Source organism: Vibrio olivae (assembly GCF_042428525.1).
Taxonomy (GTDB): domain Bacteria; phylum Pseudomonadota; class Gammaproteobacteria; order Enterobacterales; family Vibrionaceae; genus Vibrio; species Vibrio olivae.
The window spans coordinates 1420488-1443620 of record NZ_JBHMEP010000001.1 but is presented as its reverse complement, the minus strand read 5'-3'; the positions used below and the strand labels follow the sequence as shown (position 1 = coordinate 1443620).

Genomic DNA, 23133 nt, shown 5'->3' with positions numbered 1-23133 from the left:
CCATGATGCCAGCACCGTTTGCAGGGCTGGCATGCACAGTTAGCCTAAATGAGGCAGAACGTATTGCCCCATTTCTTCAATTACCTCTTGGGCCGGACGGCGAGACGGTTTTAGGTTTAATGCGATGTGGTTTACTCCGAGTTCTTGGTGCGACAGCAAGCGCTCAATAAGCGCATTACGACCAATACGAACCACGTTATAAAATCGTTGGTACGGCGCATCAGGATTCGCATCTAAATCAAAGAAGGTTGCGTAACCGTAGTGAGGAGCAGGTTTATCCTCGGCGGCGATGTTCAGGGAGGCAATGATATCGCGTATCGCACTTTCATCATCCACTGACCATATCCAAGCATCAACATTATTGGCTAACCACTCAATCGGCTGGCGAGAGCGACCTACTGCCATAATCGGCATCCGCTTATTCACCGGTTTTGGGTGCAAATCTAAACTGCCGGCAAGCTGACCATAGTGCTTAGAGTGAAAGCGTGGAAAGCTTTGTTGGTGCAGAGTATTGATCATCTCCACCGACTCTCGATACATTTCTCCGCGTTTATCAAAGTCTTTGCCAAAGGCTGGGTACTCGACCGGACGATCCCCCGTTGATACGCCAAGCACAAAACGTCCATTGGTCAGTAAATCTACTGACGCCGCTTGTTTGGCAACCGCAATTGGGTCACGCAGAGGTAAAATGGCGCCTGCTGTACCGAGGGTGATCGACCGAGTTACAGCGGAAAGATATCCAGCATAGACAAATGGGTCGATGATCTGCGCGGCGTCACCAAAGTTAGGATCATAAAATGGCACATCACGTAGCCAAATACTGGCAAACCCAGCGTCTTCCGCCAGTTTTGCGATATCTTGGTGGTGTGCCAAGTTCGGAAAGGGCGTATTTGGGTACGCTTCTAGTGGGGTCAATAGCCCGACACTCAGTTTTTTATCGGCAAAGACGCGTGAAAAGCTTGCCGACTGAGAAGAAGCATCGTTCATAACCGTGGCTCCTATATTGTAGTGTGGATAAACGTGACGCGATTAGGCTTGCTCTGGCCAAACGACATCCAATTCTGTATAGGCGATTCGCCACTCTCCGTTGACCCGAACGTACTGATCTTCGTAGCGGCCCAACAGCAAAAAGGGATGCTGGTTTGCTTCACGGTCAGTAACGAAGTCCAACAAATAGCAGCGGCCCTGCGCTTGGTTTTCTCCGGTGATGGTGATCTCATGGTTGGTCACGGCATGCACAAAAGGAAAGTGCTGACGGCCTTGGCTATCAAAGCTCTGATAAGCATCGGCAAGCCCTTGTTTGATCGCCTCAAGTCCCTTCATTGAACCTACGGTGACTTTGACTTCTGCGTCTTCCGTGAAGACTTCGCCCATACGCTGGGCTTGCCCACCATCGAGTAGTTGGCTATAGCGTAGGCGTAAAGCGCGAATCTCTTCACGGTCTAAGAGTTGATGAATACGTTGGTTGATATCAGTCATGTTGAGCCTCGTTGTTTGGCGATTTTTATTGATAGAGGCTATTGTATTGACTTGTTTAAAAATGATAATACAGTTTAAATTCCATTTATTTCATCCTTGGGTTCTATAATGAAAATAATCGAAACGCAATTTTCCGGAGTCGTTGAGTTTGTTGAAACCTTACGAACCGGTTCATTTACAGCGGCGGGGGAGCGTTTAGGGTTGACGGGCTCTGCTGTTGGTAAAAGTGTCACGCGGCTCGAAAAGAAGCTGGGTACCAAGTTATTGCACCGCACTACGCGCAGCTTAACCCCGACTCCAGAAGGTCAACATTTCTTTGATGGCTGGATTGGCATATTGGATGAGATTGAAAGCTTAGAACAAGGCGTGGTGGCCGGGAGCAGCCAGGTGTCTGGGCGAATGAATATTCACTTACCGGCTGCGTTTGGCCGTCGACATGTGATGCCGATTTTATCGCGTCTGGCCAAGCAACATCCTAATCTTGATCTCTCAGTGAGCTTTAGCGAGCGACGGGTTAATTTAATTGATGAAGGCGTTGATCTCGTGGTCCGTATTGGCACGTTAGAAGATGACGCAGATTTGGTGGCCCGCTGTCTAGGCCGCCAGCGACTTGTCGTCTGTGCCAGCCCAGATTATCTAGCCGCGAAAGGCATTCCAAAGCAGCCTGCTGAGCTTACCGAACATGATTGTATTATTGGTAGCCGCCGCAGCTCTCAACCTGCTTGGTTATTTCGCAATGCTAATGGTGATGTTTTTTCTCAAGCGATTCGAGCCCGTTATGATTACAGCGATGGTGATGCCATGGTCAACGCTGCTTTAGATGGGATTGGTATTTCTCAGTTGCCAACTTGGCTGGTGCATCAACATCTTTCAAGTGGTGCGTTAGTTGCGGTGCTCGAAGAGTACGCCGGTGCCGAAATGCCGATTCATGCTGTATGGCCGCGTTCGCGGTATTTAAAACCGCGTCAACGTTTAGTGATTGATGCACTGCTTGAGGATGCTCGCAGGCCGACGTCCGTCTACTCCATGTAGCCTCATCATCCCTCATTTTTGCATAAGCTAACGCCGTTTGGTGTTGGCTCTCTATTCATCATCAATGACTAACGATGTTTGATAAATCGTAGTCGCTGCATATCTACGTAGTAAACAATGGCTTTACCATCGTCAGTTTATTCGGTAAAAGAGTGTACTTGCTAATAAATACATTAACAGATAATTAGCTATGCTAATTAATGGAGTCACGGATGGCGAAACGAAACCTCAATGATCTGCTCTACTTTGCGCATGTTGCTCGGGCTAAAAGTTTCACTCGCGCTGCGGCTCAATTGGGTCTCACTCAGTCAGCGCTCAGCCAAGCCATGAGCAATTTGGAAGAACATCTTGGCATACGCCTGCTTACTCGAACTACGCGTAGCGTCTCTACAACACCGGCGGGTGAGCGGCTGTTAGAGTCGATTGGCACGCGCTTGGATGAAATGGAAATGGCGCTGGATGCGCTGACTGAAATGCGTGATAAACCCGCTGGTACAGTGCGTATTACCTGTGGCGGTGGCGTGGTTAATGAAATCCTGTTGCCGAAGTTGGAGAAGTTATTAAAAGAGTATCCTGATATCAAAGTTGAATTTGATATTAACTATGGCTTTCGCGACATTGTTGCTGATCGATTTGACGCGGGTATTCGGCTTGGCGACACCATAGACAAAGATATGATCGCTGTGCCGATCGGCCCGAAAATGCGCATGGCAGCGGTGGCTTCACCGGAGTACTTTGCAAAAAACGGCAAACCGCAAACATTGGAGCATCTTGCCGAGCATAACTGCATTAACATGCGATTTCCGACGCATGACAGTCTCTATGTTTGGGAGTTCGACCGCGATGGCAAAGAATACAATGTTCGTGTTGATGGGCAATTGACGTTCAATACCACCACTGCGATGATCGACGCTGCAAAACGAGGGCTGGGTATTGCGTTCGTGCCGCAAGGTGAGATTCGCGCAGAACTGGACAGTGGGGAGTTAGTGGCTGTTCTCGAAGAATGGTGTGATCCATTTGATGGCTATTACCTTTATTATCCAAGCCGGCGTCAGCCATCCCCGGCATTTTCTTTGATTCGTGACGCATTAAAGATTCACTACGAGTAGCCAGCGTCGCCGGGTGGATGAAGAGCGTAAGCCCCACGACTGAAAGTCGCGGGGCGTGAATGTTAAACCGCCATACCGGCGAGGTAGCCTTCTTCGACCGCCTCCATTGCTTTTCTGACTTGCAGCGCGTCCCCGATGGTAATGACCTCTGGCACCGACTTTTTCAGTTCGCTTTCAATCACTGAAACCGGGCGTGAGCCAATGGCCATCACAACAGAATCGACGCCCTCAAGCCGGCGCGGGTTGCCCTTGGCATCAACCACCGTTACAGAGTCTGGAGTGATTGATTGGACTTGGGTGTTAGTGTGAATCGCGACATCGTGGGCGCGTAGGTCCTTCAATAGATAGTGCTTTGTGGCGTGTGGCGTACCGACAAAAATATCGTCATTCATCTCGATAATCGAAACTCGGCGCCCATGATTTGCTAAGTGCGCTGCGGTTTCTGACCCAACCAGACCGCCGCCAATCACCACCACGTTATGGCCAGTCTCTGCGCTGCCCTGTAACACATCATTGGCATTCAATACATGTTCTAGGTCTTTCCCCTCAATATTGGGGACAAACGGCAGGGCACCAGTGGCGAGAATCACGGAGTCTGGTTGTAACGCTTCAATCAATTGTGGGGTAAGCGTGGTGTTGAGGTGAATCACCACCCCTAATGCGTTGAGTTGATGGACTTGCCATACAGTGAACGAACTGAGCTCTTCTTTCGTTGGAGGAATGGCCGCAAGCGCCCATTGCCCGCCGAGTTTGCTATGTTTTTCAAAAAGCTCAACGTGATGGCCTCGTTTGGCAGCAACGATCGCCGCTTCCATGCCGGCTATCCCACCACCGACGATAACCACTTTTTTTGATTGCTCGGCAGGTGTGAGTTGACGCTCTGACTCATGGCCCGTCATTGGGTTGACCAAACATTTTATGGGCAGTTGCTGCGCGTTGCGCTGTATACAGCCTTGCAAGCAGCCAATGCAGCGAATGATATCGTCAAATTGTCCGGCTTGTGCTTTATTGGGTAAGTGTGGGTCGGCCAGCGAACTGCGTCCCATAGACACCATATCGGCTTGTTTGGCGCGAATCACGGATTCAGCAATCAGCGGATCATTAATTCTTCCCACCGCGATGACGGGAATATCGACCACTTTTTTGAGTTCTTCACTGATGTTTGCACTCCACGCATGGCCGACTGCGGTCGGTGGAATGATTGCTTCGGTACTAGCGTAAACCCCGTTCGAGGCATGAATCAAATTGATCCCAGCGTCTTCCAAAAGCATCGCGACGACTTTGTTGTCCTCTGTGGTTAATCCGCCTTCAACGAACTCATTGACTGACATGCGGTAGATGAGAGGGTAGTCATTTCCCACTTTAGCGCGAATATTGGCAATGATTTCTAGTGCAAAGCGTGCGCGATTTAAAATTGTACCGCCATATTGGTCGGTTCGTTTGTTGGAGAACGGAGACATAAATTGGTTGACCAAGTAACCGTGTGCGCCGTGAATTTCCACCGCATCAAAGCCCGCTTTTTTGGCGCGTAATGTGGTGTCACCAAACTGCTCGACAAGTTCTTTAATCTCCTCGACGGTTAATTCGCGAGGCATCGCATTGACCACAGGATCCGGAATGGCAGACGGGGCGACCGGCTGTACACCGGTGATGTCAGCGCTGGTTTCACGTCCAGCATGGTAGATTTGCGCTGCGATTTTTGCGCCGTGAGCATGAACGCGAGCGGTTAACGCTCGGTGGCTATCAATTTGCTCATCCAACCACAAGCCAGGCAATTTGATAAAGCCACCTGCTTGTGGGTTTATTTTGTAGTCTTCGACAATAATGAGGCCCCAACCACCGCGGGCTTTTTCTTCGTGGTACGCGATAAATTGTTCGGTACAGTGACCATTTTCGGCTGCGTAGTTAGAAACCATCGGTGGGACTACAAAGCGGTTTTTTACCACCATATTGCCAATCGTAATTGGTTCAAAAACTTTTTTTAACATAGTGTGCTCACTTAGAAATTAATAGTAATAATCAAATTAGAAATGTGTTTATTAATATCAACTTAGAATATTGATTAGGGCTGAGTTTGAATGGATTTTAGGGCGTAATCTTATTCAAATCCACGTTGTGAATGTGGAAAATAATCGTGTAGTTGGTTAGGGTTGTGTAACAAGGTTGAGCAAAGAAATAACGTGAAAATATCAATTAATTCAGAAAACAATAAGTTATTGCATCGTGATTATTTTGTATTTTTAACAAATGATTTTGATTATAGAAATAAATTCTCAAGTGTTTGGATTTAACCGTTATATTTAAATTTCTTTTTCCACAAAGAGGAGCCGGTTAGAACGAAAAAAGAGCCAGTTGTCGGCTCTTTTTAGATATGTGATTGGAAAACGGGAGGCCAGATTCATTCGATGGCGACATTCAGAATGCTCAGATAGCGTTGTCGATTGTGTTGAACGCTTAGATGTGTGGTAGGCCTATCCTGGTCATTCCATTCGTCAAGAAACAAAATAGGCAGTGTGGTTAACTGATTTTCTGATAGTGCGTTGAGAGCCTGTGAAAACGGTTCTTGTGCTTTGAGGTTTACAGTGCTTTCAAGCTCCGTGGTTTGGCGCGTTTGATGATGACGATAGAGTAGATGCGCGCGCAGAGATTCGATGCGATTGAGATTAAAGGAGGGAGTAAAACGTTGGTCAGGGTTGGGATGTATCGGCGTCTTTTGGATAAAACGAAAGCGTGCGTTGTTGTATTGGTCAAATTCGACTTCGGTTTGATAATCAATCACGGCCCCGATTAAACGCTGGTTATGATCAAGGGCTTGATAGCGCACGCTCATAGTTATTTTTGCACTGTATTGGTCGAGTGATTCAAATTGGAATGTGTCGATAAAGTGTGCACTGATTTCATCGGGAACGGATTTTAGCCAAGCCTTTAAACTTGGCAAATTATTGGCCAGTACGTGCGAGCCTGCGTGGACCAGACGAATATTATCGCTAAACAGAGCTAAATGCGTATCGAGCGTTTCTGTTTCCCCTTCAAAATAAGCAAACCATCGATGGGCAATATCTTTTGCAGAATAAAATTGAGCTGAATTCATGACTTTTCCTAAATAATATATTTTTTGAATGGTTATTTTACCTTTTTGATTTAACGTGATTATGGAAATTATGGCTCAAGTGATAGGAAGTGAAGCTGGTTTATTCTCCCGAACCATTCCATCAATAATGTTGGTAAGCCGTTAGGTGAATAAAACAAACCAACTTATTGAGAAAGTCATATGCCCAACAATACAAACGTAAAATTATCTTTATTAGACTTGGTGACCATCGGTGAGGGAGCGACCGTCAGTGATGCGATTCATTCAAGTACTCAATTGGCGATAGCAGCCGAAAAAGCAGGGTTTCATCGATTCTGGGTCGCAGAACACCACAACCTACGCGATATTGGGAGTGCGGCAACGTCGGTGATTTTGAGTCATATTGGCGCAAAAACGCAGTCCATTCGTTTAGGCTCTGGTGGCGTGATGCTGCCTAACCACGCGCCGTTGTTGGTTGCAGAGCAATTTGGAACCCTTGAATCTCTTTATCCTGGGCGTATTGATTTAGGGTTGGGACGCGCGCCAGGCACGGATTCTAGTACCATGCGTGCTTTGCGCCGTGATACCACGGCAAGAGGGCTGGATTTTCCCGAAATGCTTGAAGAATTACAGTCGTATTTTCGAGTGGCAAAACCGGGTCAACATGTTAAAGCGATACCGGGCGAAGGGCTAAATGTGCCTTTGTGGCTACTTGGCTCAAGTACGTTCAGCGCCCGGTTAGCGGCGCAAAAGGGATTACCTTTTGCTTTTGCGTCTCACTTTGCGCCCGATGCCATGTTGCACGCGATTGATATTTACCGAACGCATTTTAAACCGTCACCACAGCTTGAGAAACCGTATGTGATTATTTGTGTCAATGCGGTCGCAGCGCAAAGCCAAAAACAAGCCGAGTTCTTAGCCACCACTGAACTGCAGAAGTTCCATAACCTTGGACGTGGCGTAGAAACCTTGTTGCCAAAACCGGTCGAGAATATGGATGAGGTGTGGAGCCCTGGGGCCAAGCAACAAATTCTCAGCCAGTTGAGAGAATCGTTATGGGGAACGCCAGACGCCGTTTGCCGAGGTATTGATTCTCTGGTTGAACGAACAGGCGCTGACGAGATCATGATTAACTCATGGATTCACGACCCACAGCTTCGTATTCAATCTCATGAATTGATTGCGCAAGCTTGGTTTAGTGAGGAGGCGTAAATGCAAAACTTGCTGTCTCCACTGTCACTTAAAGGGTTACCTTTGGCAAATCGCGTTGTGATGGCGCCAATGACCAGAGCGCGCTCACCGCAAGGGATACCTGATGAACTCACCACGACGTACTATCGCCAGCGAGCCAGCGCAGGGTTATTGATTACCGAAGGCGTTCCGGTTTCAGAGCAGGGGACTGGGTATTTATACACGCCGGGAATTTATCGTGGTGAACAAGTGAGTGCTTGGAAAGCCGTTACCGATAATGTCCATGCGGAGCAGGGCAAAATTGTTGCGCAGTTATGGCATGTGGGGCGTGTCTCTCATCGGAGTATTCAGCCTAATGCGCAGCCACCAGTAAGTAGTGTCGCACTGGCAGGCGGTCAGGCCTTTGCCTACGATGCGCAGGGTAATCCGGGTAATATCCCTGCCAGTGAACCGCAAGCGCTGGATGAAAGTGGAATTACGGATATTGTTGACCAGTTTCGCGTTGCGGCGCGCCATGCGATGCAAGCTGGGTTTGATGGCGTTGAAATCCACGCGGCCAATGGTTATTTGCTTGAGCAGTTTATCAACCCGAAGCTCAATAAACGTGATGATCGCTATGGAGGGCAAAGCTTGGAAAGTCGCAGCCGTTTTACGCTTGAGGTTGTCGATGCAGTTTGCGCAGAAATCGGTGCCGAAAAAGTGGGCATTCGTTTGTCTCCTTACAATCAGATAGGAGATATGCCGCTGTTTGATGATACGCCGCAAACCTATTTATACCTTGCGGAGCAGCTGAATCAGCGTGATATCGCGTATATTCATCTCGCCTTAACCGAAAAGGTCCATCAAACATCACTGTTATCAGATTTTCGTGAGCGTTGGCATGGAGTGTTGATTCTGGCTGGGGGGATATCCGCTGAATAAGCCGAAGAGATGATTAAACACAACCAAGCGGATCTTATCGCTTTTGGTAGCGCGTTTATTTCTAATCCAGACTTGGTGGAGCGTATTGCTAATGGTTGGCCGTGGGCACCAGTGAAACGCAGTTCCTTTTATGGTGGAGGCAGTGAAGGGTATGTGGATTACCCGCGATATGAGCCATAAGGGCTGAGACGGTTGCCTGACGTTCAAACGAAGAGCCACATTAAGTGGCTCTTTTTGTGGTTGACTATTTTTCTTAGCAGGTCTTTAAGCCGTTGCGCGACCAATATCAAACGCAGGAATATTTTGCTCACTAAACCAACCTGTTCGGTAGTCGGTCCAGCATACGCGCCACTGTCCATCTGCGCCTTTACGTACTCGCAACTGATAATGGGCACCGTAAATAGGATCGCCGTTTTCAGACACCGGTCTTTCTGGGATGATTCGTGCCACAATCATTTTGGCATGTTGTCCATCGCCTTCATCTTCAATACGCACGATACGAGCAAAGTGTTGCCATACCGCCGCCAAATGACGGAAATTTTTCAAAAGACTGATGACTTGATCATAGCCGCTAAAATTGCCAGCGGGCGCAAAGCCGCCTTCAATGTCTTGAGTGTACGTGGTGGCTAAAAGGCCGATGTCATTTTGATCAACCGCGAATGAATATCGCGCATAGAGTTCAGCCAGTGCTTGCGGTAAATCGTCTGCAACCGGCGCATTGGGCATTAAAGCCCAGGGAGAGTGCACTTCGCTGATCAAGACGGGTGGCTCTTTGGCTAAATCCCAGCCTTGTTCATTTGGCGTATTTTTCCAATGTGACATTAGCTCTGGTGCGCCGTGTGACCAGTTTACTTGTAAGCGAATTTTCTCAATAACCCAACCTGTTGTTTCACGGCGAAAATGCATGACTAATGCACTTCCAAATAGGAAATACTGAGGGCGGTTTTGCGCCATCGCAAATAAGTACATGCTGCAGACGGCTTGGTCTTGCTCGACAGCGATATAATGATTAGATGTTTGACCGTACAGCGTACCACTTGCTGTGTCGTGTTTAATCGCATTTAGTGCTTGTTGAGGGCCGTGCCAGCGCCCGTGTTGGTGGCTAATTAATCCAAGATCGCTGGCAAGCGCGGGTTGGATGGCTGTTGACTCACCGGTGAGCCAAAAATCGGCAAACCGATCCATGAGGTTACGAAGTGCTGAGCGGTCTGAAGTTAAACTCATGATTATTTTCTCCTAAACAGGTTTCTTTGGCGGTCTTCGTCAGGGACGTACGCCAAAGCCCATTTTATTCACTTCGTTTTGATTGATAATCGGGGTGCAGAGACGGTCATCTCAGCCTGAGGTTCCAGAATGGAACCGGGTAAGCCTAGAGAGTGAGAAAGTATTGAGCATAAAAAAGGGTGGAAACTCCACCCTTTAAGCATAGTGATAAAACGGCGTTTAGCGACGAAGGTGATCTTTAAGATATTGATTTGCTTTGGTGATGATCGCTTCGGCATCTGCGGGTTGGTCGTGCTCAACCACAAACCAACGGGCATGAGCGCGCTCAGCGGCTGGAAGGACTTCATCCCAAGCCATAATGCCGTCACCCACAACAGTAAAGTTACGCTCATCATCGTGAGTACCAATACCCGAGTTATCTTTCACGTGGATACTGAATAAACGGTGGCGCAGCTTCTTGATAAATTGCGCTGGGTCTTGCCCACCACGAGATACCCATGCGGCATCCAATTCAATTTTCAGGTTACGTGCGTGCGAGGCACTGATAATCCATTCAAGGGCTGTTTTGCCATGGAACTTCTTCATCTCAAAATCGTGGTTGTGGTACGCCAAGGTCATGCCATTGCGGCGCAGTGTTTGACCGATCTGGTCTAACTCTTGACCAAGTTCACGCCAGCCGCGAGCTGAATCTGGACGTTCTTCTGCTGGTAGCCAAGGCATAATGATGACGTCATTATCGACCGCTTTGTTGAAAGTGATCACGGTTTGGAGATCATTACGTAACGCTTCAAGTTGAACGTGTGCCGCCATCGCATCGAGGTCGTACTCGTTGAGTAGGCGGTTGAGTTCATAACTGTCAACATCGTGCGTACCGACCAATTCCACAGCATGAAAGCCTGCGCGCTGAGCCATCGCAAATTGCTCTTCTAGGCTACCTTGATCGCGCAAGGTGTACATCTAAACAGCGATGTTTTCTTGCTGGTGATGGTCGTGTTTTGGGTGAGCACTAACCACAGCCGTTGCCATAACGCCTAGAGTGAGTGCACCGGCTTTAACCCAATTTTTTAGTTTGAACATGTTTAGTCTCCGTTTACAGGCCAAGCAAGCGGCGGTTTAGGTCGCCTTGCTGAGTGCCTGAGGCAAAATCATCAAATGCTTTTTGTGTTTTATTTATGAGGTGACGCTGAATAAATTCCGCGCCTTCAGTGGCACCTTGATCGGAATCTTTCAGGCAGCATTCCCATTCGAGCACTGCCCAGCCTTGAAAGCCATACTGCGTTAATTTACTGAAAATCTGGACAAAATCAATTTGTCCATCGCCCAGAGAGCGGAATCGCCCAGCACGGTCTACCCAACTGGAATAGCCGCTGTATACGCCTTGCGACGCGCTAGGTCGAAACTCTGCATCCTTAACATGAAAGGCCTTGATTCGATGGTGGTAACGGTCAATAAACCCGAGATAATCCATGCCTTGCAATAGCATATGGCTTGGATCATAAAGAATATTGGCTCGAGGATGGTGATTGACGCTTTCTAAAAAGCGTTCAAAACTGCGCCCATCGAACAAATCTTCGCCCGGGTGGAGTTCATAACAGACATCAACGCCGCAGCGTTCAAATTCATCAAGAATCGGTTTCCAACGAGCCGCAAGCTCTGCAAAACCATCTTCAACTAAGCGGGGTGGACGCTGTGGCCATGGATAAACATAAGGCCACAACAGCGAACCAGAGAAGGTCGCATGGGCAGTGAGACCTAAGTTTGCTGACGCTTTCGCCGCGAGCTTAAGTTGCTCGGTTGCCCACACGGTACGCGCTTGAGAATCGCCTTGCACCTCAGAGGGTGCAAATTGATCCATCAACTCATCGTAAGCTGGGTGAACCGCCACCAATTGGCCTTGAATATGTGTCGACAATTCACTGAGCTCTAGGCCAAAGTTGGCAAGTGTTGCTTGAAACTGCTGACAATAATCCACGTCATTGGCGGCGCGTTCTAAGTCAAAGATTTCTGGGTTAAGAGTGGGCATTTGTACTGCTTTATAGCCCTTTTTCGACGCCCAATTAGCAAGGCCTTCCAATGTGTTAAAAGGCGCCTCGTCGGAAATAAACTGAGCGAGGAAAATAGCGGGTCCTTGAATTTGATTCATAATGACTTACCTACCGAAAATTGTGAAAAAAGTTAAGCGCTAGCTTGTTGTGTAGCTGGGCTACGTTTCTCTCTGAAAAATAGAATGAACAGCAGAGCGACTCCGCCTGCGAACATTGCGGGTAACCACCAGAAACTCGCCCAGTTCTCTGCCGTTAAATGAGTGCTGCCTTGAAGGAACTGGTTATAAACCATGCCGGCGACCTGAGCACCAACCAACATACCAATACCGTAAGTGACTAACACTAAGAGACCTTGAGCTTGACCACGGTTGCTGTCATCACACTGTTTGTCGATGTAGATTTGCCCAGTGACAAAGAAGAAGTCGTAGCAAACACCATGCAAAGCGATACCAATCATGATCATCCACATGACGGAATCGGGTGCGCTCATCGCAAATAGGGCGTAACGCAGTACCCATGCAAGCATGCCGACAACCAACATCCACTTCACACCCAAACGGCGGAAGAATAACGGCATCAATAGCATAAATAGCAGTTCAGAAAACTGACCAAGTGTTTGAATTCCAGCGATATTGTCCATTTCCATAGAACTTAGGAACAACTGAGTGAAGTTATAGTAAGCCGCTAATGGAATACAGATAAGGAATGAGGCCAAAATGAACACAAAGAACGCAGGGCTTGCTAGCTCTTTCAATACATTCAAACCGGAAATTTCACTAAAGGTGGTTTTCTTGCTCGATGAAGCGGGCTTGGTGTCCGGCAACATAAAGCTGTAGATGCCCAAAATCGCACTCGCCGTGGCGGCGGTGTAAAGTGGCATGGCGGTTTGTTCTGCCGCGACATCGAACATGCCACCTAGGCCGAAACTGATAAACAGACCTGCAACAATCCAACCGATGGTGCCAAACACACGAATGGTCGGGAATTGTTTCTCTTGGTCATCAATGTTGCGAAACGCCAGTGAGTTAGACAAGCCAAGTGTTGGCATGTAGGCCAAGTTATAGGCCAGTAGCATGACAATAAACAGCGTTGGATTTTCTATGGTGTGCGGCGCAATAAATAGGAATACAGCTCCAATCAGGTGCAGCACCCCGAGTACTTTTTGGGTTGAAAAGTACTTATCGGCAATTAAACCAATAAAGAATGGCGCAATGACTGCGGCCAGTGGGTTTACTGTGTACGGCCAGTGCGTCAAGTCACTCATACCGACTTGAGACATATAAACCGCAATAGACGTGTACCAAGCGCCCCAGATGAAGAATTGTAAAAACATCATGGCGCGAAGGCGTGGCAGAATGAATTTGTTATTGTTCATAATATTATCCATATCGTTTTTTTAATGTAGGGATGTTTCACGAAACGGTGTGTATCAGTTAATCAATCGATATCCAGCGCTTCTCCCTGGTTGAAGTCAGTGCAGCGTCGATCAATTTCGCAGCACGAGCTCCATCATCAAAGGTGGGTAATCCTTGCGGATTGCCGCCTAAAATCGTGTCGTAAAAATCGCGCATAAATGCGTCAAAACAGTGGCTGTACCCTTGGGCGTGGCCTGCAGGGGTGAGCGATAGCCGTTTTTGCTCAGCGCTACCTTGGGTCGGGTCGCGAACCAGCATAGTGCGAGCTTCTCGTGTGCTGACCCAAAGTTTCTCAGGATTTTCTTGATCAAATTCCACGCTGTTATTACTGCCATCGATTTCAAACCACAGGCGGTTTTTGCGTCCTGCCGAGACTTGGCTGACGGTCAGTGTCGCTGGTGTGTTTTTATCTGTAATCAGCAGTAAGTTGGCAATATCTTCGGTGGTGACAGCCGCGCGTTCGTTGCTTTCTTCCGTAGCGCCCGCTTTATCGCTAAAGGTTTCGGTTGCGTTAGTCGAACGCTCTTTTTGCGCTGTGTGGAAATGGCTGGTTAAGTCGGTAAAGCGCTCACCAGTCACCCACTCCATGAGATCGCACCAGTGACTACCAATGTCAGCAAAGGCACGTGAAGCGCCACCTTGTTTTGGATCGACGCGCCAGTTGTTATCACTTTGGTCCAACAGCCAATCTTGCAGGTAGCTGCCATGAATCAGATGAAGTAGGCCGATTTCGCCACTTTGAATACGAGCACGTGCTTCACGCACCATCGGGTGATAGCGGTAGACGAAAGGTACGCCCGTAACGCAGTTTTTCTCTGCGGCGAGTGCTTGCAGTTCCAACGCATCTTCGAGCTTGGTGGCCAGAGGTTTCTCACAAATCACATGTTTATTAGCGTTAAGCGCTTTTTTGGCCATTTCAAAATGAAAGATATTTGGTGTGCAGACGTGTACGACGTCCACTTGCTCACTGGCCAGTGCTTGGTCTAAGTCGTCGAAAACTTGAACGCCCCATTGCTCTGCGATCTCGGCAGCGCGAGTAGGATTGGCATCGACCAGTCCAAGTACATTGACGCCAGCCGCTTGTAGAGATCGGAAGTGCACGTTGGCAATCATGCCGGTTCCGATGATGACTGCATTAAGACTTGATCGCTTCATAGTCTGCTCCGTTTTGTATATTGATGTAACATTACATTGTGTTACATACGGTAGGGCAAAATCTGACAGGAAGGAACTATAAAACCAGATCTTTAGGTGTGTTTTATGCCCTCAATCACAATCCAAATACACAGTGAGAGTTGGATCACAGTCGATAAATCAAGGCCAAAAGTAGAGTGTCTATGAAATCCGTGTTACATTCGTTTCATTGTTAGTTGAAGAGGTGAAAGCGAATTCATGCGTCCATCTGTCGCCGATGTGGCCAAATATGCCGGTGTCTCCACGGCCACTGTGTCTCGAGTACTGAATGACAGTCAGTCGATTCGCCCCCAAACCAGAGAAAAAGTTCAAAACGCAATCAAAGCCTTGGGATATCAGTTACCAGAAAGTAATCCCGTGATGCGTCTAAATGGCACCAAGTTGATTATGGTGTTGGTGCCTAATATCGAAAACCCATTTTACAGCGGCATTGTAAATGGCATTGAAGCGGCTGCCCGTGAGTATAATTACTCGGTGATCTTGACCAATACCCAAGGAACGAGCTGGGTTGAGCTGAAGTACCTAGATATGCTGGATGAGAAGCAGGTCGCGGGCGTTATTAGCCTGGATCCTATGATGGCGCAGCTTGAATTGCCTGAGCGCATTGTCCATTTGCCTTGGGTGGCATGTTCCGAATATGTGCCTGGTTCGCAAGTCGGCTACGTCAGTATTGACCATAAACAGGCGGCGAAAGATGCGGTTTTGTATCTGGTGTCGAAAGGTCACAAGCGCATCGGGTTGGTCAATTCAGACGAGCGTTATATTTACGCTCAGCAGCGTCGAGAAGGGTATATTAGTGCCATGGAAAGCGCAGGCTTACCGATTGAAGAGGGGTATATCCAATCGATGGGGGGCATTGATTATCCGTTGGGTGAATTAGCCGCCCGCCGTTTGATGACGTTAACCTCGCCGCCAACCGCGATTTTCTCAGTATCGGATACACTGGCGATTGGTGTTATGAAAGCGGTTTTTCGTATGGGAAAAAGTGTGCCCAACGATGTCGCGGTCATTGGTTTTGATGACATTCCTCTATCGGATATGTTTGAACCGTCGTTGACCACCATCCAACAACCGACGTTTGAAATGGGCCAAGCGGCGATGAAAATGCTGGTTCAGCGCATGGACGGCAAAGCGGTGTCTTCTAAAATTATTCACCATTCACTTATTGTTCGTCACTCCGCGTAACATTAATCAATAAGCTGCGTCAATTCTCAACTTATTCACTGAACTTATCGCTATGCTATAGGGAGAGTTCGGTGAATATGATTTCTTTGTGTTTTGTGATGGCCTTAATGTAACGTTACATCATTCGTTACATTAGGTTGCCGAGCAAATTGGAATTCATTATATTTCTGTTTAATCGCTTATTTTATTTTAAGATCGACGCAGTCGAGCGCGTCTTACAGGAGGAGAAATGCCAAATCAATTTGCTTTGGTTGGGGATATCGGAGGGACGAACGCTCGTCTCGCATTGTGTGATTTACAAACCGGCGCACTGAGTGAGGCTAAGACGTACTCTGGTGCCGAGTACGATTCACTCGAAGCCGTGATTCGCGACTACTGTTCAAATAGCAGTGAGCCTATTAATACTGCGTGTATCGCGATTGCTTGCCCGGTTACCGAAGATTGGGTATCGATGACTAACCACACATGGGAATTTTCGATCAGTGAACTCAAAGCGAATCTTGGGTTTGAAGCGCTAGAGGTTATTAATGACTTCACGGCGGTCTCGCTCGCGATTCCAGTGTTGCCAATTGATGAGTGTTTACAAATTGGCGGTGGTGAACCTCAAGCCAATAAACCTGTTGCTGTGTATGGTGCCGGAACAGGGCTTGGTGTGGCACAACTGATTCATGGTGGTGGTCTATGGCATAGCATTCCCGGTGAGGGAGGGCATGTGGATTTACCGACATGCACACCTGAAGAAGACGCGCTATTGGTTCATTTACGTGAAAAATTTGGTCGTGTATCAGCAGAGCGCTGCTTGTCTGGGCAAGGGCTTGTCAATATTTATCAGTTTATTGCGACCTATGCGGGTAACCAACCGCAAGATCTCGAACCGAAACAGATTACCGAGCAGGCGTTAAATCACACATGTAAAGATTGTGAGCGTACATTGCAATTGTTTTGCGTGTTAATGGGCCGATTTGGTGGCAATTTGGCGCTGACGACAGGAGCATTTGGTGGAGTATATATCGCCGGTGGCATTGTTCCTCGCTTTAAAGAGTTTTTCCTTAAATCTGGTTTTCGCGCTGCTTTTGAAGATAAAGGTCGATTTAAAGATTACTTACAGCAGATCCCTGTGTATTTAATTTCCGGAAACGAACCGGGTTTATTGGGCGCGGGAACCTATTTACGTCAAACTTTAGGCTATACGGTTTCATAGTTTTTAGTTCATATAATTAAGTATTTGTTAAATATAATGTAAGCCGCTTTTAAAGCGGCTTAATTTTTTAAACACAAAATAAATAATAAATCTATCACTATATTATCGCGCTAAAATATGATTTTTATGTATTTAATATACATCGGAAAAATTAATTTCCATCCGATACATAACGACGTACTTTTAATTTTTAAACTCACCTTTTTTATTGATATAGAAATGACGTAATCATAACTCCATATTGTTATTGAGATTTTTGGGTTTGCCTGAGGTCAAAATTACATTCTTCCTATTTACTAGACGGTAATTGTTTCTAAGATTCATATAATTATTCAATGGCTTTACAGTCAGTAATTAACTCACAAAATGAGAGAAGAAGATGGATCAAATAATTATTGGGACTCAAGACCCTAGGGATATTCCTGTTTTTACTTCTGGCAGTGCATATTTTGACAACGGTAATCTTTATGAAATGGTCGATGATTTTAGTTTAGTCATTCGTAATGAAGGTGAATGGAATCAGTCAGGTTATAAAAATATCACAGTCAATTCTGACAGTACGTATGTTTACGTGGATAATTTTGTTGATGTTACGGTATCGGGCGACTACGACCGTTTATACCTTAATTATGCCAAACGTGGTGATATTGAAGCCCATGAGCTGACGTTTATTACGCCGTACAGCAATGGTGGTGCGTGGAGTAATATGTTCGATGTGCAAGGGGATGACTCTGCAAATGTGTTGACCTTTACACGAGGGTTTACGGGGTTGGAAGACGGTTGGCACAGTGATTACGACAGTACAACTTCACAGTGGACTGAGTTCGTGGTGGATTTGGCGGCAGGGGATGATGTGTTTGTCTATGACATTGACCCAAGTGCAAACTCGCAGCAAGTACGCTCTGTCGATGGTGGAAGTGGTTGGGATGTCCTTAAGTTGCAGGGTGACTCTGACGATCTGAGCTTTAGTAACATCGAATACGTTGAAACGTTTGACAACACATTGTTTATCGATAACAACGTGCTGGCGAATAACGTTGCGCAGAGCTGGGGTGGGTTAGTGGTTAACGGCAATGTTGCGGTGACCTCTGAGGTCGATACCATGCAAGTTAGCTCACTCAGTGATGACGCCATTGAAGCGATCGACCAATATTTCTATGCAACCGCCAATCATGAATATACGCCTAATGCCAGTACGCAGGGTGTTCATCCATCATTGGTGACCCTGACCATAGGGGAAAAGAGTTATACCCTGCTTTTGGATACAGATAAACTCGACATAGCCAGTGATAATGTGATTTACCGTGAATCTGGCACGATAGACCAAGATCGCGAGTTTAACCTTGAGCTTGGCAGTGATGACGATACCTTCGTCTATGATCTTGAAGTCAGCTGGTATGAAGATCCAAGCGATGCAGCGCAGTATGTGCACCATTACCTTGATGGTGGTGAGCAGCAAGGGGATTTTGATCAGTTGCTGATAGAACAAGATCCACAAGTCCTTGAATTTAGTAATTTTGAATACGTCGAGTACGCTGGCGAACTTGAGTTTACGACACAAACCTTAGCCAGTAACGGCTCAGAGCTTGGTTTGATCGTCAATGGGCAAGTGAACTTTAGTGATGCTATAGACGATTTACAAGTGAATGAATTGAGCAGCGCTGAGCAACAGTGGCTTGAAGACGTTGGGCATTATGATGACAACATGTCTGAATTGGTACTGACGATTGATGATTCAAGTTATACACTGCTGATGAATAATGAAGATTTCAGTTACGGCGTCACGGTTTAGTTTGGCCTGATAATCTCGACGACGGATAACAAATAATATTCTGAAAGACAGCCGTCTTCGAGGCGGCTTCATATCGATGCTCTTGATCGGCAAAGAAGCGTAGTCGTTCGCCTGCCTTTAAATGATGCCACTGCTGATCAAAGTAGAGTTTAAGTTCACCCTCTAGCACCACAATATGTTCAATCACTCCGGTGATATGGGCAGACGAGTGCTGCTGGTGGTGTTGAGTTAAGGTAATTTCAAACATTTCTATCCCGCTGTCCGCCTGATAAGGGAACAAGGTTTTCACCTGCATGTTAGGATCGTCAGGGAAGGTGGTCTCACTGGATAGCAACTCGGGCTGGGCGGCAAAAAACGCCGAGAATGAAGTGTCTAAGCCGCTGGCAATCTTCCATAAAATGGAGATAGTAGGGCTGGATTCTTGACGCTCTATTTGACCAAGCATTGCTTTGGAAACCCCGGTTAATCTCGCCGTTGCATCAAGGCTTAATCCTTTCTTCTGACGCTGCGCTTTTAAATGATTAGCGATTTGTATTTTGAATACCGACTCATCCGCCACGGAAAACTCCCGAATTTTGTTTGCTCAATAGCCTAAATGTTTCTTGTGCGTTATAACGCACAGTGCTAGTCTGCTGGTTGTGCGTTATGACGCACAAGGATGATAACACAGTTAAGGACAAACCATGCTTAAATCGCTCTTTAATCTTGGTCACATTTCGGCGGGCTTTACCGCTGTATTGGTGGGATACACCAGTTCCGTGGTGATTATTATCCAAGCGGCCAGTGCCGCAGGTGCTTCGCCAAGTCAGATTGAGGGCTGGTTACTGGCTCTGGGGCTGGCCATGGGGGTGAGCTCAATCGGCTTTTCATGGTGGTTTAAAAAGCCAGTGTTAACTGCGTGGTCGACACCTGGGGCAGCGATGCTGGTCACTGCGGTTGGTGATTACAGCTTAAATGAAGCGATAGGCGCCTTTATGGTGTGTGGGCTGATGATTGTAATTACGGGGTTAATATCACCTCTAAGCCGAGCGATAGAACGAATTCCTGCGCAGCTTGGCACCGCGATGTTAGGCGCTATTCTGCTGCCTTTTTGTCTTCGTGCTTTTGAACCCTTAGCGACGAGTCCGGTCATTTTCACAGCCATGCTGGTGAGTTATTTGATTGCTAAGCATTTGATTCCGCGCTACGCGATGTTGACCTTGCTGATTGTTGGTGTGGTGTGCGCCGCGTCAGTCGGCAGTTTTTCTCAGCCTGTGTTTTCCGTATCGATAGCAACTCCGCAATGGTTTCCTGCGCATATAGATTTATCGGCAGTGATTAACTTAGCGCTGCCTCTATATGTGATTACTATGCTATCGCAAAACTTACCTGGGGTGGCGATGATGAAGAGTTATCGTTACGATGTTGCCGTCAAGCCACTGCTGACCGGAACAGGACTGTGTAATATTTTGTTTGCTCCGTTTGGTGGCTTCAGTGTCAACCTTGCGGCGATTTCTGCAGCAATTTGTATGAATGAAGCGGTGGATAGCGATAAACAACAGCGTTATCGCGCTGCGATTTGGGCGGGTGTCTTTTACCTAATTGCGGGCGTGTTTGCATCAACGGTTGTCGCACTGTTTTTGGCTTTGCCGCAACAAGTATCTCATATTCTTGCAGGGCTGGCGCTGCTTGGTACCTTAATGATGTGTCTGCAGACGGCGTTTCATGATGTTGATTACCGAGAGCCGGCACTACTGACATTTCTCGTCACTCTTTCTGGTGTCAATTTCGCTGGCGTCAGCGCTACGTTGTGGGGGCTGCTGATTGGCCTCGTGTATTTACAAGTGACGCGCAGCCTGACACGCTCTAGGTCGACACTTTAAGAAATAGGAGCCCATCTGGGCTCCAAAGAGTGGTTAACGCTGAGGGGTGATTGTCGCAGTAACCCCGGTATCCGTATATGACACGCTCACATCATAGGAATTACCCTGTACGTCAGTGGCGCTGACCGAGGTAAACTCACCCGTTAAGAAACGCGCTGAAAGGATAGAATAGCTTGTCTGTGCACTAAGGGTTGGAACACGCAATTGCAGCGACCCTCCATTCAGATAGATACGATTTTCTGCTTGCAGTGAGGCATTATTATCTACATTCAATGCTAAGATGCCTGACTGCTGAACGTAATCAGCAACGGTGACGGCAGAACCAGACGATGTGTTATCAATGGTCAATTGTCCATCTTGCAGATAAACCGTGCCGTCTCCGAGCGCATGTGTTGATCCAGCGACCAATTCGCCACCTTCAATAATTGTCCCACCTTGGTAACTGTTGTCTCCCGATAGCGTCAACTGCCCACTGCCTCGCTTAGTCAGTAAGCCTTGACCACGAATGTCGTTACGCCACTCATCGCGGGCTGAAAATCCGCCTTGGTTTGCGTCCATATCGACAAAGACATCGCCATTAAACGCGCCATAGCCATCAGCAGCCATCACTAAGTCAAGGCGTCCCCAGCCACGAGACTGGTTAATCACCGGATAATTGGAATCAATCTCGGTCGTTGCCAAAACCGCTCGGCGCTGTGCATCATCGAGATAGGGAAAGCGTGAAGCGATTAAAATCTCTGCGCCTTTGGGCACTTGTGGCGCCACACTGGGCTCGGCTAAAGGTTTAAATCCGTAGGTTAGCGCGTTGCGATAGCGTGCTTTCATCGCATCATGGTCAACGTAGCGCTGAGCTTCGAGCTCAGAGACATCACTGTGTGCATAGCTGTTTACGTCACTAAACCCTTGCTGTTGAGCCTTGTCAAAGAAGTAATCATAAGCTTGCTCGACAGCCGAGTTCGCAACATCGGGGTTGGCATTTAGCGCAGCAGCAGTGACCGCGGTGCCCATAATGCGCCCGCCAATCACATCTAAAGGCGAGTGCATGCCTGCAACAATGCGGTTGGTGCCAAGGTCAACCGCGCGCGCCGCCATCTCTGCAAAGCGTTGTGGTATGGCATACGCCAGTCCTAAACCGCGGTCGACCGCTTCAGTGGTATGACCGCTGGGAAAACCACCATCTTTAGCACGGCCCGACACCCAGTTGTCGCCGTCGCTGGCTGAATAATTCGAGCTAAAGGAGCCATCGCCATTGTCGGTGTAGAGCGTGCGTCCTGCACAGCGTAAACCAATAATCGGCGAAACCAGAGGTTGCTGAGGAAAATCATAAAACTTCGCCGAAGACGAACCATCAAGATTGTGGCAGTCGAGTTGGGTTACGTCATTGATATCGCTAAAACTTGCTACTGAGTAGTCTTGTTCAATGCGCCATGGTCTTGGAGATTCAAAATGGTATTTCGGCGCTTCAGTTGAAGCCCCAAAGTCACGAATAATGTCCAGTAGAGCCACCACATTATCAAGCTCATAGCCATGCTGGCCATAGTTGCTGCCCCCTGAGCCTAAATCATCATTCATTAAGTGATTGGCGTCGAAGATATCAATGGGCTGACCATCGACCAAAACCTCGGTCCCATCTTGGTTGGTGGAATAGGGCGAGTGAGCATTGGCCCCAGTTCGGTAGTCATTGGCCAATGCGCCGAGCCCAGACGTGATACTAAAGCCTTTTTGGCGCTGGTCATCAAGATAGGCGAAGACTTGTTCAGTCTGACGGCTACGGTCGACATCCGGTGAAGTCTGTCCTGGGCGAGTAAGTGTATTAACGTAGTCAAAATTGTAGTGCCAAATCTCACTGTCTAAGGTGGTTTCACCACCAAAATGAAGCTGTAGTGCTAGGTTGGTACTGTTGGTCGCCCCTCCACTGATGCCAGTATAGGTTTCGTATCCGTCAGCGATCGCTGCGGTATTGGAACCTGTACTGGACCAAGTGGCATCTCCCACCGACCAAATAGCATTGAACCCACTAAGAATTTGCAAGATAGGGTTTACTTGCTCATTGTAGGCAACGATATTTCCCTTGAAGTTGGTCACCGGAATGTCGCCGTCAACCACAGTAGCTCCAGAGATTTCAGGTTTTGGTACCTGCTGCTGATAACCAAGCCCTTGGGGTAAGGTCGGCTGCTCAATGGTGTCTTCGCTATTGCAAGCGGTCAAAAGGGCGAGGGTTAACGTGGTGAGCGTAAACGTACGCAAGTGGGGTGAGTGTGTCATAACGTGTGAGTTTCCTTACCTCAGTGTTAACAATCCTGTGGCGTTGAGCACAGGTGAGTGAGGGCAGGAAATTAGCAACCGAGCGTGACGCTTACGTGACAGCTAAATGAAGCTTTTCTGATGTCACAAAAATATTACTCATTGTTTT

The 23133-nt window shown here is 47.6% G+C and carries 20 protein-coding genes; 9 read left to right on the top strand and 11 right to left on the bottom strand.

The genetic code is table 11. The annotated features are described in order from the left end of the window. Positions 1–39 precede the first annotated feature (39 nt). The gene (locus tag ACFFUV_RS06560; protein WP_390190621.1) at positions 40–987 is read right to left on the bottom strand and encodes an LLM class oxidoreductase; all 948 of its coding nucleotides are present in this window, start codon (positions 985–987) and stop codon (positions 40–42) included. A gap of 42 nt (positions 988–1029) precedes the next feature. Continuing rightward, positions 1030–1479 carry a nuclear transport factor 2 family protein gene (locus ACFFUV_RS06555; RefSeq protein ID WP_390190620.1) on the bottom strand — a complete coding sequence of 150 codons (450 nt, stop codon included), beginning with the start codon at positions 1477–1479 and terminating at the stop codon, positions 1030–1032. A 108-nt stretch (positions 1480–1587) separates the two neighbouring features. Here ACFFUV_RS06555 and ACFFUV_RS06550 point away from each other — a divergent pair, with 108 nt between their 5' ends. Beyond that, the gene (locus ACFFUV_RS06550; RefSeq protein WP_390190619.1) at positions 1588–2511 is read left to right on the top strand and encodes a LysR family transcriptional regulator; all 924 of its coding nucleotides are present in this window, start codon (positions 1588–1590) and stop codon (positions 2509–2511) included. A gap of 212 nt (positions 2512–2723) precedes the next feature. After that, complete coding sequence (locus ACFFUV_RS06545; RefSeq protein ID WP_390190617.1) at positions 2724–3620, top strand: LysR substrate-binding domain-containing protein; 897 nt, start codon at positions 2724–2726, stop codon at positions 3618–3620. Positions 3621–3682: 62 nt separating this feature from the next. Here ACFFUV_RS06545 and ACFFUV_RS06540 read toward each other — a convergent pair whose 3' ends face one another. Then, entirely contained in the window at positions 3683–5608 is a 1926-nt protein-coding gene (locus tag ACFFUV_RS06540; RefSeq protein WP_390190616.1) for an oxidoreductase, read from the bottom strand. Positions 5609–6018: 410 nt separating this feature from the next. Further along, positions 6019–6711 carry a hypothetical protein gene (locus ACFFUV_RS06535; RefSeq protein ID WP_390190615.1) on the bottom strand — a complete coding sequence of 231 codons (693 nt, stop codon included), beginning with the start codon at positions 6709–6711 and terminating at the stop codon, positions 6019–6021. A 180-nt stretch (positions 6712–6891) separates the two neighbouring features. On the opposite strand from ACFFUV_RS06535, the gene ACFFUV_RS06530 reads away from it, so the two are divergent. The 3 genes from ACFFUV_RS06530 to ACFFUV_RS06520 are packed head-to-tail and all read left to right on the top strand — an operon-like array spanning position 6892 to position 8982. Then, positions 6892–7902 (top strand): LLM class flavin-dependent oxidoreductase, encoded by a 1011-nt coding sequence (locus ACFFUV_RS06530; RefSeq protein WP_390190613.1) that lies wholly within the window; start codon positions 6892–6894, stop codon positions 7900–7902. Further along, a complete protein-coding gene (locus ACFFUV_RS06525) occupies positions 7903–8802 on the top strand; it encodes an alkene reductase (protein ID WP_390190612.1) in 900 nt (299 codons plus the stop codon). A 9-nt stretch (positions 8803–8811) separates the two neighbouring features. Further along, positions 8812–8982, top strand: a complete 171-nt coding sequence (locus ACFFUV_RS06520) for a hypothetical protein (RefSeq protein WP_390190610.1) — start codon at positions 8812–8814, stop codon at positions 8980–8982. Positions 8983–9066: 84 nt separating this feature from the next. On the opposite strand, the gene ACFFUV_RS06515 is transcribed toward ACFFUV_RS06520, so the two are convergent. The 5 genes from ACFFUV_RS06515 to ACFFUV_RS06495 form a co-directional block, all read right to left on the bottom strand. Continuing rightward, on the bottom strand, positions 9067–10026 hold the full coding sequence (locus ACFFUV_RS06515; protein ID WP_390190609.1) for a nuclear transport factor 2 family protein: 960 nt from the start codon (positions 10024–10026) through the stop codon (positions 9067–9069). Between the two features lie 219 nt (positions 10027–10245). Next, a complete protein-coding gene (locus ACFFUV_RS06510) occupies positions 10246–10983 on the bottom strand; it encodes a sugar phosphate isomerase/epimerase family protein (RefSeq protein WP_390190606.1) in 738 nt (245 codons plus the stop codon). A 133-nt stretch (positions 10984–11116) separates the two neighbouring features. Continuing rightward, complete coding sequence (locus ACFFUV_RS06505; RefSeq protein WP_390190605.1) at positions 11117–12169, bottom strand: sugar phosphate isomerase/epimerase family protein; 1053 nt, start codon at positions 12167–12169, stop codon at positions 11117–11119. A 32-nt stretch (positions 12170–12201) separates the two neighbouring features. Further along, the gene (locus ACFFUV_RS06500) at positions 12202–13446 is read right to left on the bottom strand and encodes an MFS transporter (protein WP_390190603.1); all 1245 of its coding nucleotides are present in this window, start codon (positions 13444–13446) and stop codon (positions 12202–12204) included. A 58-nt stretch (positions 13447–13504) separates the two neighbouring features. Next, complete coding sequence (locus ACFFUV_RS06495; RefSeq protein ID WP_390190601.1) at positions 13505–14641, bottom strand: Gfo/Idh/MocA family protein; 1137 nt, start codon at positions 14639–14641, stop codon at positions 13505–13507. Between the two features lie 237 nt (positions 14642–14878). Here ACFFUV_RS06495 and ACFFUV_RS06490 point away from each other — a divergent pair, with 237 nt between their 5' ends. From ACFFUV_RS06490 to ACFFUV_RS06480, 3 genes are all read left to right on the top strand, one after another. Continuing rightward, positions 14879–15865, top strand: coding sequence for a LacI family DNA-binding transcriptional regulator (locus tag ACFFUV_RS06490; RefSeq protein ID WP_390190600.1), 987 nt, complete (start codon positions 14879–14881; stop codon positions 15863–15865). 229 nt (positions 15866–16094) lie between these two features. Continuing rightward, a complete protein-coding gene (gene glk, locus ACFFUV_RS06485) occupies positions 16095–17066 on the top strand; it encodes a glucokinase (protein WP_390190599.1) in 972 nt (323 codons plus the stop codon). 379 nt (positions 17067–17445) lie between these two features. Beyond that, on the top strand, positions 17446–18858 hold the full coding sequence (locus ACFFUV_RS06480; protein ID WP_390190597.1) for a hypothetical protein: 1413 nt from the start codon (positions 17446–17448) through the stop codon (positions 18856–18858). On the opposite strand, the gene ACFFUV_RS06475 is transcribed toward ACFFUV_RS06480, so the two are convergent. After that, complete coding sequence (locus ACFFUV_RS06475) at positions 18848–19417, bottom strand: helix-turn-helix domain-containing protein (RefSeq protein ID WP_390190596.1); 570 nt, start codon at positions 19415–19417, stop codon at positions 18848–18850. The two genes, ACFFUV_RS06480 and ACFFUV_RS06475, sit on opposite strands and share 11 nt — an antisense overlap. A gap of 124 nt (positions 19418–19541) precedes the next feature. Here ACFFUV_RS06475 and ACFFUV_RS06470 point away from each other — a divergent pair, with 124 nt between their 5' ends. Beyond that, complete coding sequence (locus tag ACFFUV_RS06470; protein ID WP_390190594.1) at positions 19542–20720, top strand: benzoate/H(+) symporter BenE family transporter; 1179 nt, start codon at positions 19542–19544, stop codon at positions 20718–20720. Positions 20721–20753: 33 nt separating this feature from the next. Here the strand turns inward: ACFFUV_RS06470 and ACFFUV_RS06465 are convergent, their stop codons facing one another. Beyond that, on the bottom strand, positions 20754–22985 hold the full coding sequence (locus tag ACFFUV_RS06465; protein WP_390190592.1) for a phosphatase PAP2 family protein: 2232 nt from the start codon (positions 22983–22985) through the stop codon (positions 20754–20756). Positions 22986–23133: the final 148 nt, after the last annotated feature.

Excerpts from the sequence above, each read along its gene's own strand:
- ACFFUV_RS06525 (WP_390190612.1), top strand. The coding sequence starts at position 7,903 with ATGCAAAACTTGCTGTCTCCACTGTCACTTAAAGGGTTACCTTTGGCA.
- ACFFUV_RS06500 (WP_390190603.1), bottom strand. The coding sequence starts at position 13,446 with ATGAACAATAACAAATTCATTCTGCCACGCCTTCGCGCCATGATGTTT.
- ACFFUV_RS06560 (WP_390190621.1), bottom strand. The coding sequence starts at position 987 with ATGAACGATGCTTCTTCTCAGTCGGCAAGCTTTTCACGCGTCTTTGCC.
- ACFFUV_RS06555 (WP_390190620.1), bottom strand. The coding sequence starts at position 1,479 with ATGACTGATATCAACCAACGTATTCATCAACTCTTAGACCGTGAAGAG.
- ACFFUV_RS06535 (WP_390190615.1), bottom strand. The coding sequence starts at position 6,711 with ATGAATTCAGCTCAATTTTATTCTGCAAAAGATATTGCCCATCGATGG.
- ACFFUV_RS06515 (WP_390190609.1), bottom strand. The coding sequence starts at position 10,026 with ATGAGTTTAACTTCAGACCGCTCAGCACTTCGTAACCTCATGGATCGG.
- ACFFUV_RS06505 (WP_390190605.1), bottom strand. The coding sequence starts at position 12,169 with ATGAATCAAATTCAAGGACCCGCTATTTTCCTCGCTCAGTTTATTTCC.
- ACFFUV_RS06545 (WP_390190617.1), top strand. The coding sequence starts at position 2,724 with ATGGCGAAACGAAACCTCAATGATCTGCTCTACTTTGCGCATGTTGCT.
- ACFFUV_RS06470 (WP_390190594.1), top strand. The coding sequence starts at position 19,542 with ATGCTTAAATCGCTCTTTAATCTTGGTCACATTTCGGCGGGCTTTACC.
- ACFFUV_RS06490 (WP_390190600.1), top strand. The coding sequence starts at position 14,879 with ATGCGTCCATCTGTCGCCGATGTGGCCAAATATGCCGGTGTCTCCACG.
- glk (WP_390190599.1), top strand. The coding sequence starts at position 16,095 with ATGCCAAATCAATTTGCTTTGGTTGGGGATATCGGAGGGACGAACGCT.
- ACFFUV_RS06520 (WP_390190610.1), top strand. The coding sequence starts at position 8,812 with ATGATTAAACACAACCAAGCGGATCTTATCGCTTTTGGTAGCGCGTTT.
- ACFFUV_RS06550 (WP_390190619.1), top strand. The coding sequence starts at position 1,588 with ATGAAAATAATCGAAACGCAATTTTCCGGAGTCGTTGAGTTTGTTGAA.
- ACFFUV_RS06495 (WP_390190601.1), bottom strand. The coding sequence starts at position 14,641 with ATGAAGCGATCAAGTCTTAATGCAGTCATCATCGGAACCGGCATGATT.
- ACFFUV_RS06510 (WP_390190606.1), bottom strand. The coding sequence starts at position 10,983 with ATGTACACCTTGCGCGATCAAGGTAGCCTAGAAGAGCAATTTGCGATG.
- ACFFUV_RS06530 (WP_390190613.1), top strand. The coding sequence starts at position 6,892 with ATGCCCAACAATACAAACGTAAAATTATCTTTATTAGACTTGGTGACC.
- ACFFUV_RS06540 (WP_390190616.1), bottom strand. The coding sequence starts at position 5,608 with ATGTTAAAAAAAGTTTTTGAACCAATTACGATTGGCAATATGGTGGTA.
- ACFFUV_RS06465 (WP_390190592.1), bottom strand. The coding sequence starts at position 22,985 with ATGACACACTCACCCCACTTGCGTACGTTTACGCTCACCACGTTAACC.
- ACFFUV_RS06480 (WP_390190597.1), top strand. The coding sequence starts at position 17,446 with ATGGATCAAATAATTATTGGGACTCAAGACCCTAGGGATATTCCTGTT.